Origin of the sequence: Pseudomonas sp. ok266, assembly GCF_900110195.1 — a bacterium.
GTDB lineage: Bacteria > Pseudomonadota > Gammaproteobacteria > Pseudomonadales > Pseudomonadaceae > Aquipseudomonas > Aquipseudomonas neuropathica.
The window spans coordinates 13,499-28,702 of sequence record NZ_FOCU01000020.1; the positions used below are offsets into that span (position 1 = coordinate 13,499).

At 60.1% G+C, this 15,204-nt stretch carries 13 protein-coding genes; 1 reads left to right on the forward strand and 12 read right to left on the reverse strand.

Annotated features, from left to right (window positions below; translation table 11 throughout):
* Positions 1–132: 132 nt before the first annotated feature.
* Genes trpC through BMY54_RS28470 form a run of 3 tightly spaced genes read right to left on the reverse strand, consistent with a single transcriptional unit; the run spans position 133 to position 2,618 of the window.
* The gene (gene trpC, locus BMY54_RS28460) at positions 133–969 is read right to left on the reverse strand and encodes an indole-3-glycerol phosphate synthase TrpC (RefSeq protein ID WP_093441870.1); all 837 of its coding nucleotides are present in this window, start codon (positions 967–969) and stop codon (positions 133–135) included.
* A complete protein-coding gene (trpD, locus tag BMY54_RS28465) occupies positions 966–2,015 on the reverse strand; it encodes an anthranilate phosphoribosyltransferase (protein WP_093441874.1) in 1,050 nt (349 codons plus the stop codon). The genes trpC and trpD overlap by 4 nt, the downstream gene beginning before the upstream one ends.
* Positions 2,016–2,024: 9 nt before the next feature.
* Entirely contained in the window at positions 2,025–2,618 is a 594-nt protein-coding gene (locus BMY54_RS28470; protein WP_093441878.1) for an aminodeoxychorismate/anthranilate synthase component II, read from the reverse strand.
* A 408-nt stretch (positions 2,619–3,026) separates the two neighbouring features.
* Between BMY54_RS28470 and estP the strand changes: the two genes are divergently transcribed.
* Complete coding sequence (gene estP / locus BMY54_RS28475; RefSeq protein WP_093441882.1) at positions 3,027–4,934, forward strand: esterase EstP; 1,908 nt, start codon at positions 3,027–3,029, stop codon at positions 4,932–4,934.
* A gap of 170 nt (positions 4,935–5,104) precedes the next feature.
* On the opposite strand, the gene trpE is transcribed toward estP, so the two are convergent.
* The 9 genes from trpE to BMY54_RS28520 form a co-directional block, all read right to left on the reverse strand.
* Positions 5,105–6,586, reverse strand: a complete 1,482-nt coding sequence (gene trpE, locus BMY54_RS28480; protein ID WP_093441886.1) for an anthranilate synthase component I — start codon at positions 6,584–6,586, stop codon at positions 5,105–5,107.
* Positions 6,587–6,657: 71 nt separating this feature from the next.
* On the reverse strand, positions 6,658–7,476 hold the full coding sequence (locus tag BMY54_RS28485; RefSeq protein ID WP_034155098.1) for a phosphoglycolate phosphatase: 819 nt from the start codon (positions 7,474–7,476) through the stop codon (positions 6,658–6,660).
* The gene (gene rpe, locus BMY54_RS28490; RefSeq protein WP_007918813.1) at positions 7,473–8,147 is read right to left on the reverse strand and encodes a ribulose-phosphate 3-epimerase; all 675 of its coding nucleotides are present in this window, start codon (positions 8,145–8,147) and stop codon (positions 7,473–7,475) included. The genes BMY54_RS28485 and rpe overlap by 4 nt, the downstream gene beginning before the upstream one ends.
* A 114-nt stretch (positions 8,148–8,261) precedes the next feature.
* Positions 8,262–9,410, reverse strand: a complete 1,149-nt coding sequence (locus tag BMY54_RS28495; protein WP_093441891.1) for an iron-containing alcohol dehydrogenase — start codon at positions 9,408–9,410, stop codon at positions 8,262–8,264.
* 289 nt (positions 9,411–9,699) lie between these two features.
* Positions 9,700–10,524 carry an ABC transporter permease gene (locus tag BMY54_RS28500; protein ID WP_008084123.1) on the reverse strand — a complete coding sequence of 275 codons (825 nt, stop codon included), beginning with the start codon at positions 10,522–10,524 and terminating at the stop codon, positions 9,700–9,702.
* A gap of 12 nt (positions 10,525–10,536) precedes the next feature.
* On the reverse strand, positions 10,537–11,784 hold the full coding sequence (locus BMY54_RS28505) for an ABC transporter permease (RefSeq protein ID WP_093441896.1): 1,248 nt from the start codon (positions 11,782–11,784) through the stop codon (positions 10,537–10,539).
* A 181-nt stretch (positions 11,785–11,965) separates the two neighbouring features.
* Positions 11,966–13,009 carry an ABC transporter substrate-binding protein gene (locus BMY54_RS28510; protein ID WP_008085222.1) on the reverse strand — a complete coding sequence of 348 codons (1,044 nt, stop codon included), beginning with the start codon at positions 13,007–13,009 and terminating at the stop codon, positions 11,966–11,968.
* A 48-nt stretch (positions 13,010–13,057) separates the two neighbouring features.
* Complete coding sequence (locus BMY54_RS28515) at positions 13,058–14,182, reverse strand: ABC transporter ATP-binding protein (protein WP_038363353.1); 1,125 nt, start codon at positions 14,180–14,182, stop codon at positions 13,058–13,060.
* A gap of 347 nt (positions 14,183–14,529) precedes the next feature.
* On the reverse strand, positions 14,530–15,159 hold the full coding sequence (locus tag BMY54_RS28520; RefSeq protein ID WP_093441901.1) for a response regulator: 630 nt from the start codon (positions 15,157–15,159) through the stop codon (positions 14,530–14,532).
* Positions 15,160–15,204: the final 45 nt, after the last annotated feature.

A 15,204-nucleotide genomic window follows, 5' to 3' on the forward strand; every position in this document is an offset into this window, starting at 1 on the left:
AGGCTCCGGCAACATGGAAATCTTTAGCGGTTTCGATGGCCCCTTCGCGAGCAAGCTCGCTACCACATTGGAATGCATTTCCCCTGTGGGAGTGAGCCTGCTCGCGATGGTCTCGACTCGGTCTAGAGCGAATCAGTCGAGGGTCGAACCGCTGATGGAAGTCCCGCGCTCCGGGAAGAACAGACGCTGCAATTCAGTGCCAGGATTCTCGGCGCGCATGAACGCTTCACCCACCAGGAACGAATACACTTCGCTGATTTCCATCAACTCGACATCGGCACGATTGAGAATACCGCTCTCGGTAATCACCAGGCGATCGCGCGGAATGCGCGGCAGCAGGTCGAGGGTGGTTTCCAGGCTGACGTCGAAGGTGTGCAGGTTACGGTTGTTGACCCCGACCAGCGGCGTGTCGAGGGTTTTCAATGCACGTTCCAGCTCATCGCCGTCGTGCACTTCGACCAACACATCGAGACCGACGCCTTTGGCGACAGCGGCCAGCTCGGCCATTTTCACGTCATCCAGTGCGGAGACGATCAGCAGCACACAGTCAGCACCCAGCGCGCGGGCTTCGACGATCTGGTAAGGATCGATCATGAAGTCCTTGCGAATCACCGGCAGTTTGCACGCGGCCCGGGCCTGTTGCAGATAAGCATCGGCGCCCTGGAAGTAATCGATGTCGGTCAGCACGGACAGACAGGTCGCCCCGCCCTTCTCGTAGCTTTTGGCGATGTCGGCCGGAATGAAGTTCTCGCGGATTACACCTTTGCTCGGCGAGGCCTTTTTGATTTCGGCAATGACTGCAGGCTGCTTCTTCTTGGCTTGCGCCAGCAACGCTTGGGCAAAACCACGGGGTGCATCGGCCGCCTTGGCCAGACTTTCCAGCTCACTCAGGCTCACACGGGCGCTACGCTCGGCGACTTCCTGAACCTTGCGGGCCAGAATGTTTTCCAGAACCGTCGGTACACTCATCCCTCATTCTCCACTTTGAATACCGCGGTAAAGGCACCCAGCTCCTCGAGTTTTTCTCGAGCGAGGCCGGTGTGCAGGGCGTCGTGCGCAAGCTCCACACCCTGTTTCAAACTACTCGCCACGTCAGCGGCATACAGCGCCGCACCGGCGTTGAGCACAATCATTTCGGCGGCTTTCTGGCCGTTTTCGGTCTTGCGCTTGCCGAGGGCATCGCGGATCAGCGCCAGCGACGCCTCCGGGCCTTCGACCGACAGACCGTGCAGACTCTGGCTCTTCATGCCGAGATCTTCCGGCTCGACCCAATACTCGGTGATTTCGTTGTTCTTCAACTCGGCAACAAAAGTCGGCGCGGCAAGACTGAACTCGTCCAGGCCGTCCTTCGAATGCACCACCAGTACATGCTTGCTGCCCAGGCGCTGCAAGACTTCGGCCAATGGCCGGCACAATGCCTGAGTGAACACGCCCACCACCTGATGTTTCACACCGGCCGGATTCGTAAGCGGGCCGAGCATGTTGAACAGCGTACGCAGGCCGAGATCGCGGCGCGGGCCGGCGGCGTACTTCATGGCTTTGTGGTGAGTCTGGGCAAACATGAAACCGATGCCGACGTTGTCGATGCAACGCGCGACTTGCACCGGCGTCAGGTTCAGATAGATGCCGGCGGCTTCCAGCAAGTCGGCGCTGCCGCTCTTGCCCGATACCGCGCGGTTGCCGTGCTTGGCCACGGTGCAACCGGCTGCCGCTACGACAAACGAAGAGGCGGTGGATACGTTGAAGATATTCGCGCCGTCACCGCCGGTGCCGACCACATCGACCACGCCGTCGAGGGTCTTCAGTTCTACCTGATCGGCCAGCTCACGCATCACCGACACGGCGCCGACGATTTCGTCGATGCTCTCGCTCTTCATGCGCATGGCCATCATGAACGCGCCGATCTGCGCGTCGCTGCATTGGCCAGTCATGATTTCGCGCATCACGTCGCGCATTTCATCGGTGCTGAGGTCGAGGTGATCGACGATACGGCTCAGGGCTGTCTTGATATTCATGGGAAGTCCTTAGCGCGTGCCGCCGGTTTGTTTGAGGAAGTTGGCAAACAGCTCATGGCCCTGCTCGGTCAGGATCGACTCGGGGTGAAACTGTACGCCCTCAATGTTCAGGGTCTTGTGACGCAGGCCCATGATTTCGTCGACGCTGCCGTCATCGTGTTGCGTCCATGCGGTCAGCTCCAGGCAATCGGGCAACGTCGCATGCTTGACGATCAGCGAGTGGTAACGGGTGACGGTCAGCGGATGATTGAGGCCTTGGAAAACACCCTTGTCCTCGTGGAATACCGGACTAGTCTTACCGTGCATCACCTGCCGCGCACGCACTACGTCGCCGCCAAAGGCCTGACCGATGGACTGGTGGCCGAGGCAGACGCCGAGGATCGGCAGCTTGCCGGCAAAGTGCTTGATCGCTTCGATGGAGATGCCGGCTTCGGTTGGCGTGCACGGGCCGGGGGAAACCACGATGCGCTCAGGCTTGAGTGCTTCGATTTCGGCGATGGTCAGCTCGTCGTTGCGCACCACTTTGACTTCGGCACCCAGCTCGCCGAGGTATTGCACAACGTTGTAAGTAAAGGAGTCGTAGTTGTCGATCATCAGCAACATGGCGTGTCGAACCTCTTGAATTCTGATTTGAAAACAGCCTTCAGATCACTTGCCCGCAGGGCGCTGCACGATGTCGGACGCAGAAAGATGCGTCGGCACAGCGGCATTTCAAACAGGCAAGGAAGGCAAAGCGATACAGATCCGGCAGGGCCGGCAGAAAAGATTCAGGCGCGCCAACGCCAGCGGGCGTGTGCCTTGATGACTTGATCCAGAAGTTTGCTGGTGATCAACACGGGGAAGGTCTCGTTCATACGTTTCGGCACAGTAACTTAGCTGGGCGGAGCGTGCAATATGGCCGGGGCTGCGGCAGATAAAACCGGGGGAGGATTCGCGACCGATGGCAAAACGCCGGGAGTTTTTGGTACTGTCGTTTCGTTCACCCACAATAATAAATAAACGGACTTGCTCATGATCAAACAGACGTTGTTTGTACCGCTGGCTGGCTGCCTGCTTGCACTGGCTTGTGCTCAGGCCAATGCTGCACCCAATCCCTATTCGAATTTCATAGTTTTCGGCGACAGTCTGAATGACGCCGGAACCTTCACCGACACTGGCGGACCGGCCGGCTCCACCGAGCGTTACACCAACCGGACCGGGCCGGTGTATCAGGATGGCAGCGGTGAACTGTATTCATTGAATTCCACGCAGTTGCTCGGCGGACGCCTTGGCTTTTCGCCAGACCAGACAGCCTCCTCCAGCTCCGCCGTGCGCGCCGAAAACGGCCAGCCGGACGGTAACAACTGGGCGGTCGGCGGTTATCGCACCGACCAGATCCTCGACTCGATCACCACGCAATCCGCAACCGGCGAACGCACCCGCGCCGGTTACCTGCCATCGAACGGCTTCCGCGCCGACCCGAATGCGCTGTATTACATTTCCGGCGGCGGTAACGACTTCCTGCAAGGTCGCATTCTCAGCCTGCCGCAAGCCAACGCCGCCGCCGATCGACTGGCCGACAGCGTGCAGACCCTGCAAACCGCCGGCGCCAAGTACGTGATGGTCTGGCTGTTGCCTGACGTTGGCCTGACCCCGGCCATCAACGGTACACCGCTGCAAGCCTTCAGCAGCCAGCTCGCCACGCAGTTCAACAGCCAGTTGGTCACTCGCCTGCAAGGCATCAACGCTGAAATCATTCCGCTGAACATTCCGGTCCTGTTGTCGGAAGTGTTTGCCGATCCAGGACGTTTTGGCCTCGCAACCGATCAGAACCTCACTGCGACCTGCTTCAGTGGCAATAGCTGCACCGAAAACGCCCGTTACGGCATCAACAGCGCGACACCCGATCCGAGCAAGCTGATCTACAACGACGGCGTGCACCCGACCGAGGCCGGGCAAAAGCTGATCTCCGATTACGCCTATTCCCTACTCGCCGCGCCGTGGGAGCTGACGCTGCTACCGGAAATGGCCCACGCCACCGTGCGTGCGCATCAGGATGAGCTGCGCAATCAATGGCAGGCGGACTGGGAGAACTGGCAAGCGGTAGGTCAATGGCGCGCCATTGTTTCGGCAGGCGGCCAACATCTTGATGTCGACAGCCAAAGCAGCGGCGCCAGCGCCGATGGCAGCGGTTACAACCTCAACGTCGGCGGCAGCTACCGCTTGAATGAAGCTTGGCGCGTCGGTGTGGCAGGCGGTTTCTACCGGCAGAATCTGGAGGCTGGGCATAACGACTCCGACTACAAACTCAACAGCTACATGGCCACGGCATTTGCCCAATATCAGCAAAATCGCTGGTGGGCTGACGCAGCGTTGACCGGCGGCAAGCTCGACTACGACAACCTCAAGCGCAAATTTGATCTGGGCGTCAGCGAAGGTGCTGAAAAAGGCGACACCGACGGTAGCCTCTGGGCCTTCAGCGCCCGCGTCGGTTACGACATTGCCCAGCCGGGCAGCGAGTGGCATCTGTCGCCATTCGTCAGCGCCGACTACGCCAGCGTCGATGTCGACGGCTACTCAGAGAAAAGCAACCGCGCCACGGCGCTGACCTTCGATGATCAGACTCGTGACTCGAAACGCCTGGGGCTGGGCTTGCAGGGCAAGTACAACATCACCCCGCAAACCCAGGTATTCGGCGAGTACGCTCACGAGCGTGAGTACGAAGACGACGTGCAGAAGGTCAACATCGCACTCAACACCTTGCCGGCCAACGACTTCAAACTTGAGGGCTACACGCCGCAGAGTCATTTGAACCGTTTGAGCCTGGGCGTCAGCCACAAACTCACGGCGGATCTGGCGCTGCGCGGCGGTTATTCCTTGCGCAAGGATGATGATTTTACCCAGCAGGGCGTTAATGTCGGGGTTGTGCTCGACTTCTAAATCCCACGCATAAAAAAGCGGCGCCTTCACAGGCGCCGCTTTTTATTGCCGAACACAAAGCCCACGGTGGGAGCGAGCCTGCTCGCGAAGAGGGTGTGTCAGTCGCCTTTAATGTTTCCTGACACAACGCCTTCGCGAGCAGGCTCGCTCCCACAAGGTTTTGTGTTGGCTCAGGCTTCCGGGGTTTGCTCGGCCAGGGCCACGGCGCGGAACATCGCGCGGCGCTTGTTCAGAGTTTCTTCCCATTCCAGTGCCGGCACCGAGTCGGCAACGATGCCGCCGCCGGCCTGCACGTGCAGTTCGCCGTTCTTGATCACCGCCGTACGAATCGCAATCGCGGTGTCCATGTTGCCGTTCCAGGCGAAGTAACCCACCGCCCCACCGTAGACGCCACGCTTGACCGGCTCCAGTTCGTCGATGATTTCCATCGCGCGAATCTTCGGCGCGCCCGACAAGGTGCCCGCCGGCAGAATCGCTCGCAGCGCGTCCATTGCCGTCAGCCCGGCTTTCAACTGGCCGGTGACGTTGGAGACGATGTGCATCACGTTGGAATAGCGCTCGATGACCATCTTCTCGGTGAGCTTCACCGAGCCGATTTCCGAAACCCGGCCAGTGTCGTTACGCCCCAGATCGATCAGCATCAAGTGTTCGGCGATCTCCTTGTCGTCTGACAGCAAGTCCTCTTCCAGCGCCACATCCGCTTCTTCCGTGGCGCCACGTGGGCGCGTGCCGGCAATCGGGCGCACGGTGATCAGGTTGTCTTCGACCCGCACCAGCACTTCCGGCGAACTGCCAACGACGTGGAAGTCGCCGAAGTTGAAAAAGTACATGTACGGCGTCGGGTTGAAGCAACGCAAAGCGCGGTACAGATCGATCGGCGCAGCCTTGAAGTCGATCGACATGCGCTGCGACGGCACGACCTGCATGCAGTCGCCGGCAAGGATGTATTCCTTGATGGTGTCGACGGCTTTTTCGTAATCGTTCTGGGTGAAACTCGAACGGAACACCGGATCAGCCGCTTGTTGCTTGCTGAAATCCAGGCCACGACGCGGGGTTATCGGCTGACGCAGTTTCTCCAGCAATGCCTGCAACTGCGCCTGACCTTGTTCGAAAGCATCGGCCTGCGCAGGGTCGGCCAGCACGATCGCGTGCATCTTGCCGGCGAGGTTGTCGAACACCACGACGGCGTCGGAAACCATCAGCAGAATATCCGGTACACCCAGTGGATCCGGGTTCGGGCACTTGCCCAGGCGCTTTTCGACATAACGCACGCAGTCGTAACCGAAGTAACCGACCAGACCACCGTTGAAACGCGGCAGACCGGCGATGGTCGGCACGTTGTAACGCGCCTTGAAGGTTTCGACGAAGGCCAGCGGATCTTCAACGTCGTGGCTTTCGGTCTCGACGCCATCAACGGTGATGCTGACGTGATGGTCATGAACCCGCAACACAGTGCGGCACGGCAGACCGATGATCGAGTAACGGCCCCATTTCTCGCCGCCCTGTACCGATTCGAGCAGGTAGGAGTTGGGCTGGTCGGCCAGTTTCAGGTAGATCGACAGCGGGGTGTCGAAGTCGGCCAGGGTTTCGCAGGCCAACGGAATGCGGTTGTAGCCGTCAGCGGCCAAGCGCAGGAATTCTTCGCGGATCATAAGGTGCCTCGTGGTGTGAGGGGCAAATCAGTCAGGTATGCAAACGCGCCGGCAGGCCGGCCAGGAACAAGTCAGGCGCGCCAACGCCAGCGGGCCAGGGCCTTGATGACTTTCATCCAGAGTTTGCGAGTGACCACCACGATGGCGTTTCCAGAATGGGATTGAGCAGCGTCGGGCAACGTTATCTCAGCGGCCGAACCGAGGCAACCGGGAATTAGCTTGCGCAGATCGTCGATCACCAGCGCCGGGGATTCCTCGGCGATCGGCCTGCCGTGGTTGTAGCCATAACTCAGCGCCACGCATTTGACCCCCGCCGCTTTCGCCGCCAGCACGTCGCTGCGCGAGTCGCCGACGAACAACGATTGCGAGGCCGGGATGTTGGCCATTTTCATCACGAAAAACAGCGCGGCCGGATCAGGCTTTTTCTGCGGCAGGGTATCGCCACCGATGATCCACTTGAAGTAGCGACCGATCTTCATCTGATCCAGCAGCGGCGCGACGAAGCGCTCCGGTTTGTTGGTAATCAGCGCCATGGCCACGCCTTGCTTGTGCAGCCACTTGAGAGTGTCGCGCACGCCGGGATAGACCACGGTCAGCTCATGGCTGGCGCCGTAGGCGTCCATGAATACTTCCAGCGCGTGCTCGGCTTCGACGTCATCCACCGCCGAATGATCGATACCACCGGCCAACGCACGGCGCACCAGTACTGGCGCGCCGTTGCCAACCCACTCGCGCACCGAATCGATGCCCGCCGGTTGCCGGCCGAGAGAGAGCAGCATGGTGTCCACCGCGGCTGCCAGGTCCGGAACCGAGTCGATCAGTGTGCCATCCAGATCGAACATCACCAGCCGTGGCAGTTTCCCCGGGAACAGCTGCTCAAACCCGCTCATGGGCGAGCCAGCGCCAGTTCGGAACGCATCTTGTCGATGACTTCCTGATAGTTCGGCGCATTGAAGATTGCCGAGCCGGCAACAAAGGTGTCAGCGCCAGCAGCGGCGATTTCGCGGATGTTGTTGACGTTGACGCCGCCATCGATTTCCAGGCGGATGTCACGGCCCGAGGCATCGATGATCGCCCTCGCTTCGCGCAGTTTATCGAGGGTGCCAGGAATGAATTTCTGCCCGCCGAAGCCCGGGTTGACGCTCATCAGCAAGACCATGTCGACCTTGTCGATCACATACTTGAGCACGTCCAGCGGGGTCGCCGGGTTGAACACCAGACCGGATTTGCAGCCACCTTCACGGATCAGCTGCAGCGAGCGATCGACGTGCAGCGTGGCTTCCGGGTGGAAGGTGATGTAGGTGGCGCCAGCTTCGATGAAGTCGCCGACAATGCGATCCACCGGGCTGACCATCAGGTGCGCGTCGATCGGCGCGGTAACGCCATACTTGCGCAATGCCGCGCAGACCATCGGACCGATGGTCAGGTTTGGCACGTAGTGGTTGTCCATGACGTCGAAGTGGACGAAGTCGGCGCCAGCGGCGAGAACGTTGTCTACTTCCTCGCCGAGGCGGGCGAAGTCGGCGGAGAGAATCGACGGAGCAATTACGAAGGGCTGCATGACGCACCTTTTCTGAGCTAAATCACGATGGCGCGCATTGTATACCTCAAGTTTCCAAGCGCGCACCGTGACCGCGATGATTGGGTTATGCCATGACGGATGACCAGCGCTGACTCAATACGCCGCGCGGTAGATCTTCTCGATATCGACAGCACTGAGTTTGCGCGGGTTATTGCGCATCAGCCGCTCAATGCCCGCAGCTTCCACGGCCATCGCCGGGATCGCCTCTTCCGGCACGCCGAAACTACGCAGCCCGGCCGGGATTTCCACGGCCGCGCACAGATCGGTCATCGCCTGCACGGCTTTGTCCGCCGCCTCGGCTGCACTCAGATGAGCAGTCTTCACCCCCATGGCTTCGGCAATATCCTGCATGCGTTCGACGCAGGCCATCTTGTTCCAGGTCATGACATACGGCAGCAGCAAGGCATTGCTCACGCCATGGGCAATATTGAAACGCCCGCCCAGTGGATAGGCCAGCGCATGCACCGCGCCGACCCCGGCATTGCCGAACGCCATGCCGGCCATCAGGCTGGCGGTGGCCATGTCTTCGCGAGCCTGCAGGTTGGCGCCGTTGGCATAGGCCTTGGGCAACGCTTTGGCGATCAGCTTGATGGCGCCGATGGCCAGCGAATCGGTGATCGGCGAGGCATTCACCGACAGATAGGATTCGATGGCGTGCACCAACGCGTCGACACCACTGGCGGCGGTGACGCTGCGCGGACAGGTCAGGGTCATCTGCGGGCTGACCAGCGCCACGTCCGGTAATAGAAAGTCGCTGACGATGCCTTTCTTCAACTGCGCGACTTTGTCCGAGAGGATCGCAACATTGGTCACTTCAGAGCCAGTGCCGGCGGTGGTCGGGATGGCGATCAGCGGCGGGCCTTTGCGTGGCACCTGATCGACGCCGAACAGATCTTCCAGCGCGCCGTGGTAACCGGCGTAGGCGGCGACGCTTTTGGCGATGTCGATGGCACTGCCGCCACCAAGACCGATCAAGCCGTCATGCCCGCCTTCGCGGTACACGCGCATGCAGTCTTCGACGATGGCGATTTCCGGATCGGGCAGCACGCGGTCGAAAATCTCGTAGTCGCGCCCACCGAGTTGCACCAGCGCCAGCTCGACGGTGCCGGATTTGACCAGCGCGGCGTCGGTGACGATCAGTGGATTGTCGATGTCCAGGCGCGTGAGCTCAGCGGCCAGTTGTTCGATGGCGGCGGCGCCGGTGATCAGTTTGTGAGCGATTTTGAACTGGGACAGACTCATCGTACGCAGCCTCTTATAGATGTGGGAGCTGGGCACAAGATTAGCTGGGGATTTGGGGTTGTCTGCTATTCAGGTGGTGAATGGTTGATCGGTTAGAAGATCAAGAGCCCCTCACCCTAGCCCTCTCCCGGAGGGAGAGGGGACTGACCGAGTTGTACTCTCGAAGTACATCGACCTGAAATACCGAGTCGAGCTCCAGCCTTGAAAAGCACGAATATCTGCTCCCTTTCCCCCTCGCCCCCCTTGGGGGAGAGGGCTGGGGTGAGGGGGTAAGCTTTTGATCTGGCCCTTAAACCTGAGCCGTACGCAGTTTTTCGCTACGCCCGCGCAGCCATTCCAGGGTCAGCAGCAAAATGACGGAGAAGGCGATCAGCAACGTGGCAGCAGCGGCAATCGTCGGACTCAGGTTCTCGCGAATCCCGCTGAACATCTGCCGTGGCAACGTCGCCTGCTCAGGCCCGGCAAGAAACAACGTCACCACCACCTCATCAAACGAAGTCGCAAACGCAAACAACGCCCCGGAAATCACCCCCGGCGCAATCAGCGGCAAGGTCACCCGGCGGAACGCCGTCAGTGGCGATGCACCGAGACTCGCCGCCGCCCGCACCAGGTTGTGGTTAAACCCCTGCAATGTCGCCGACACGGTGATGATCACAAACGGCACACCCAACACCGCATGCACCACAATCAGCGAGAAAAAGCTGTTGCCCAAACCCAACGGCGCGAAGAACAGATAACTCGCCACGCCGATGATCACCACCGGCACCACCATCGGCGAAATCACCAGCGCCATCACCAGCGCTTTGCCGGGGAAGTCACCGCGAGTCAGACCAATCGCCGCCAGCGTACCGAATATCATCGCCAGCACCGTCGCCGCTGGGGCAACAATGATGCTGTTCTTCAGTGCCCGCATCCATTCCGCCGAGGCGAAGAAGTCGTGGTACCACTGCAGCGAGAAACCCTGCAGCGGATAGACCAGAAAACTCCCCGAGTTAAATGACAGCGGAATAATCACCAGCACCGGCAGAATCAGGAACAACAGAATCAGGCCGCAGAGGATCCGCAGGCTGTAGAACCACACCCGTTCAATGGGCGACATGTAAGGACTCAGCATTTCGAATTCCCCTTAGCTCAGGCGCAGGCGACTGGCGCCGACCAGCCAGCTGTAAATCAGATAAAGCACCACGGTCGCCAGCAGCAACAGCCCGCCCAGCGCGGTGGCCATGCCCCAGTTGATGCTGGTGTTGGTGTAGAAAGCGACGAAGTAGCTGACCATTTGATCGTTCGGGCTGCCGAGCAGCGCCGGGGTGATGTAGTAGCCGATAGCGAGGATGAACACCAACAGGCAACCGGCGCCAACACCGGCGTAGGTCTGCGGGAAGTACACCCGCCAGAAACTGGCGAACGGGTGGCAGCCGAGGGAAATCGCCGCGCGCATGTAGGTCGGCGAGATGCCTTTCATAACGCTGTAGATCGGCAGGATCATGAACGGCAGCAGAATGTGCACCATCGAGATGTACACGCCGGTGCGGTTGAACACCAGTTCCAGCGGTTTATCGATGATGCCCATGGCCATCAGCCCACTGTTGATCAGACCGCCCGATTGCAGCAATACGATCCACGCGGCGACGCGCACCAGAATCGATGTCCAGAACGGCAGCAGCACGAGGATCATCAGTAGGTTGCTTTGCCGCGACGGCAGATTGGCCAGCAGGTACGCCAGCGGATAAGCCAGCAGCAGGCAGATCACGGTGATGACCAGACCCATCCAGAAGGTGCGGGCGAAGATGTCGAGGTAGATCGCCTGATCCGGAGTGGCCGGGGCGATTTCGCCGAGGTCGTCGATGCGATGATCCACAGCCGCCAGCAAGTAGTAAGGCGTGATGCTGCTGGTGTTGCGTTTGACCGCTTGCCAGTAGGCCGGGTCGCCCCAACGCTCGTCGAGGCCTTCCAGTGCTTCTTTATAGGAGGCCGGTTCGCTGGCGAAGGGCAGCGCCCGGGCGGTTTTGGTCAACAGGCTGCGATAGCCGGCCAACTCCATGTTCAAGCGCTTGGACAGATCGCCCAGCGTCTGGTTTTTGCGCGCTTCGGCGAGGTCTTCGCCGGCAGCCTTGTAGACCGGTTCAGCGGGCAGGCCACGGCCGTCCCAACTGGCGATGGCCGCCACGGTGCGCGGCATGCCGCCGACCACTTCGGGGTTGCCGACGCTTTTGTAGAGCAGCGCCACGATCGGCACCAGAAACACCAGCAACAGAAACAGCACCAGCGGCGCAATCAGCGCTTGAGCCTTCCAGCGGTTGACCCGCTCGGCGCGCTTGAGCTTCTGCTTCAAGGTGGGGCTGGTGCCCTCGTTCAGGGGAACGGCGATGGCCATGACGTACTCCGCAAATCTTTGATCGTTACAGAGGTGGTGAACCACCTCGATCGATTGATGCACACAGATCCAAATGTGGGAGCGAGCTTGCTCGCGAAGGCGGCGCATCAGTCGACATCAATGTTCAATGTACTGGCGCTTTCGCGAGCAAGCTCGCTCCCACAGGAGAGCGAGCCCTCGGTTATTTCGCAGCCCAGGAGTTGAAGCGCTGCTCCAGTTGCTCGCCGTTGTCAGCCCAGAAGCTGACGTCGATCTGCACCTGGTTGGCGATGTTTTCCGGGGTGGTCGGCATGTCTTTCAGAACATCCTTGGCCAGCAGCGGTACGGCTTGGGTATTGGCCGGGCCGTAGGCGATGTTTTCCGAGTAGGTTTTCTGCTGCTGCGGCTGTACTGAGTAAGCGATGAATTTCTTCGCCGCTTCGGCGCGCTTGGCGTCCAGACCTTTCGGGATGGCCCAGGCGTCGAAGTCGTAGATGCCGCCGTTCCACACCACTTTCAGGTTGGATTCCTTCTGCACGGCAGCGATGCGACCGTTGTAGGCCGAGCTCATCACTACGTCACCGGAAGCGAGGTATTGCGGCGGTTGCGCGCCGGCTTCCCACCACTGAATGCTTGGCTTCAGCTCATCAAGCTTCTTGAACGCACGATCCTGGCCACCCTTGCTCGCCAGCTCTTTGTAGACGTCTTTCGGCGCCACACCGTCGGCCATCAGCGCGAATTCGAGGGTGTACTTGGCGCCTTTGCGCAGGCCACGCTTGCCCGGGAATTTCTTGGTGTCCCAGAAATCCGCCCAACTGGTCGGCGCGGTTTTCAGCTTGTCGGCGTTGTAAGCCAGTACGGTCGACCACACGAAGAAGCCCACGCCGCACGGCTGAATCGCGCCTTTGACGTAGTCTTCAGTCTTGCCGAACAGTGCCGGGTCGAGTTGTTCGAACATGTCTTCGTCGCAGCCACGGGACAGCTCTGGCGATTCAACTTCCACCAGATCCCACGACACGCTCTTGGTGTCGACCATGGCTTTGACCTTGGCCATTTCGCCGTTGTATTCGCCGGCGACGATCTTGCCGTTGCCCGCAGCTTCCCACGGTGCATAGAAGGCTTTGACTTGCGCCGCCTTGTTCGCCCCGCCAAACGACACCACGGTCAAATCCGGGCCGGCGGCCATCGCGCTGGCCGCACCCATCAGGCCCAGGGTCAGGGCGGTGAACTTCAGGGATCTCAACATTTATTGTTCTCTCCACGTGCAGGGTTGGTGTTGGTATTGCCGGGGCGATCAGTTCGCCTCTAAAAGCGGATCAAGCGCGCGTACGTGCTCGACCTGCCAGCCAAGCGGTACCACGTCACCGACGGCGAGCGCAGGATCGAGCTCGGCAATCGGTTGTTTCACGAAGAAGTCGGTCTTGCCGCAGACTTCCAGGCGCACCCGGACGTGGTCGCCCAGATAGATGAATTCCGCCACCCTCCCTGAGAAGCGGTTAACGCATTGATCACTCGAACCGTTGAGGCTGACGCGCTCCGGACGGATCGACAGGGTCACCGGTTCGCCGGTCTGGCCGACGTTGACCGCCAGCGCCTCGACCTTTTCGCCACGGCCCAACTCGACCACGCAACGCTCGCCGCTCTGACTGAGCAGGCGGCCGTTGAGGCGGTTGTTCTCGCCGATGAAGTTGGCGACGAAGGTGTTTTTTGGCTCTTCGTAAAGGGTGCGGGGCGGGGCGATCTGCTGGATTTCGCCTTGATGGAATACCGCCACGCGGTCGGACATGGTCAGCGCTTCACCCTGATCGTGGGTCACATAGACCACGGTCACACCGAGGCGCTGGTGCAGGTGTTTGATTTCCATCTGCATGTGTTCACGCAGTTGCTTGTCGAGGGCGCCAAGAGGCTCGTCCATCAGCACCAGTTGCGGTTCGAACACCAGCGCACGGGCCAATGCCACACGCTGTTGCTGACCGCCGGACAGTTGCGCCGGATAACGCGAGGCGAACGCGTCGAGCTGAACCATGCTGAGGACTTTTTTCACGCGGTCGCTGACGTCGCTTTTGTTCAGGCCACGGACGGTCAGTGGAAACGCGAGGTTTTCCGCCACGGTCATGTGCGGGAACAGCGCGTAGTTCTGGAACACCATGCCGATGTCGCGCTTGTGCGGCGGCACGTTGTTGATCGAACGCCCGGCCAGCAGAATTTCGCCGGCGGTCGGTGTTTCGAAGCCAGCGAGCATCATCAGGCTAGTGGTCTTGCCGGAACCGGATGGCCCTAGCAGGGTGAGAAATTCGCCTTTGCGGATGTCCAGGTTGAGGTCTTTGACGATCAGGTTCTCGCCGTCGTAGCTCTTCTGCACTCCACGAAAGCTGACCAGTACATCACTGGCCCCTGCGTTTGTATCGACCTGGCTCATACCCACACCTTTGTTGTTGATGACTGCTTGTGGGTTAAGCCTAGTGGCTGCTGACAGGCGCGCAAATCGGGGCGCAGGAGAGAATCGCCTCAGCCGGATGGAAGGTTGGGGGTAGGGATTGCCCTACAAGGATGGCGCTAATGGATAAGGCAGTGGCGAGGGTTGAGTTGCAGGCTGCAAGAACAAGCAAAAGCGCCTGTCGTTAATGGATATGCGCACATCGAGAGCTGAACAAAGAACCCTGTGGGAGCGAGCTTGCTCGCGAAAGCGGTGGGTCATTCAACTCATTCTGTGACTGATACACCGCATTCGCGAGCAGGCTCGCTCCCACAGGGGAACAGTGCTGATCAGAGGAGTTTGTGTTCCATCGCGTATTTCACCAGTTCGGCCAGCGAGGTGATGTTGAGCTTTTGCATCAGCCGCGCCTTGTGGGTGCTGATGGTTTTGCTGCTCAGGGCCAGTTGCTGGGCGATGTCGTTGACGTTGGCGCCTTGGGCCAGGCGCTCGAACACCGAGAATTCGCGCTCCGACAGCAACGAATGCAGCGGCCGCGCATCGGTCAGGCCGACTTCAAAGACCATGCGATCCGCCAGATCCGGATCAATGTAACGCCCACCGGCCGCGACCTTGCGAATGGCGGTGAGCAACAACGCCGGATCACTGTCCTTGGTCGCATACCCGGCGGCGCCAACCTTCAGCGCCCGAGCAGCCATCTGCGCTTCGTCATGCATCGACAGCACCAGAATCGCTGGCGGATTGTTCAGAGCACGGATGCGCGGGATCGCTTCGAGGCCATTGACCCCGGGCATGGAGATGTCGAGCAGCACCACTTCGCACGGCACATTGCGCAGGGTTTCGAGCAGTTGCTCACCATTGCTCGCCTCGCCCACCACTTGCAGATCCTTGGCCAGGCCAATCAATTGCTTGATGCCTTCGCGGACAATGGTGTGGTCTTCGGCTACCAGTACACGGATCAAATCTTTTCTCCAGATTTCAGGTACACACCAATCCCTGTGGGAGCG

Excerpts from the sequence above, each read along its gene's own strand:
- trpC (WP_093441870.1), bottom strand. The coding sequence starts at position 969 with ATGAGTGTACCGACGGTTCTGGAAAACATTCTGGCCCGCAAGGTTCAG.
- trpD (WP_093441874.1), bottom strand. The coding sequence starts at position 2,015 with ATGAATATCAAGACAGCCCTGAGCCGTATCGTCGATCACCTCGACCTC.
- BMY54_RS28470 (WP_093441878.1), bottom strand. The coding sequence starts at position 2,618 with ATGTTGCTGATGATCGACAACTACGACTCCTTTACTTACAACGTTGTG.
- estP (WP_093441882.1), top strand. The coding sequence starts at position 3,027 with ATGATCAAACAGACGTTGTTTGTACCGCTGGCTGGCTGCCTGCTTGCA.
- trpE (WP_093441886.1), bottom strand. The coding sequence starts at position 6,586 with ATGATCCGCGAAGAATTCCTGCGCTTGGCCGCTGACGGCTACAACCGC.
- BMY54_RS28485 (WP_034155098.1), bottom strand. The coding sequence starts at position 7,476 with ATGAGCGGGTTTGAGCAGCTGTTCCCGGGGAAACTGCCACGGCTGGTG.
- rpe (WP_007918813.1), bottom strand. The coding sequence starts at position 8,147 with ATGCAGCCCTTCGTAATTGCTCCGTCGATTCTCTCCGCCGACTTCGCC.
- BMY54_RS28495 (WP_093441891.1), bottom strand. The coding sequence starts at position 9,410 with ATGAGTCTGTCCCAGTTCAAAATCGCTCACAAACTGATCACCGGCGCC.
- BMY54_RS28500 (WP_008084123.1), bottom strand. The coding sequence starts at position 10,524 with ATGCTGAGTCCTTACATGTCGCCCATTGAACGGGTGTGGTTCTACAGC.
- BMY54_RS28505 (WP_093441896.1), bottom strand. The coding sequence starts at position 11,784 with ATGGCCATCGCCGTTCCCCTGAACGAGGGCACCAGCCCCACCTTGAAG.
- BMY54_RS28510 (WP_008085222.1), bottom strand. The coding sequence starts at position 13,009 with ATGTTGAGATCCCTGAAGTTCACCGCCCTGACCCTGGGCCTGATGGGT.
- BMY54_RS28515 (WP_038363353.1), bottom strand. The coding sequence starts at position 14,182 with ATGAGCCAGGTCGATACAAACGCAGGGGCCAGTGATGTACTGGTCAGC.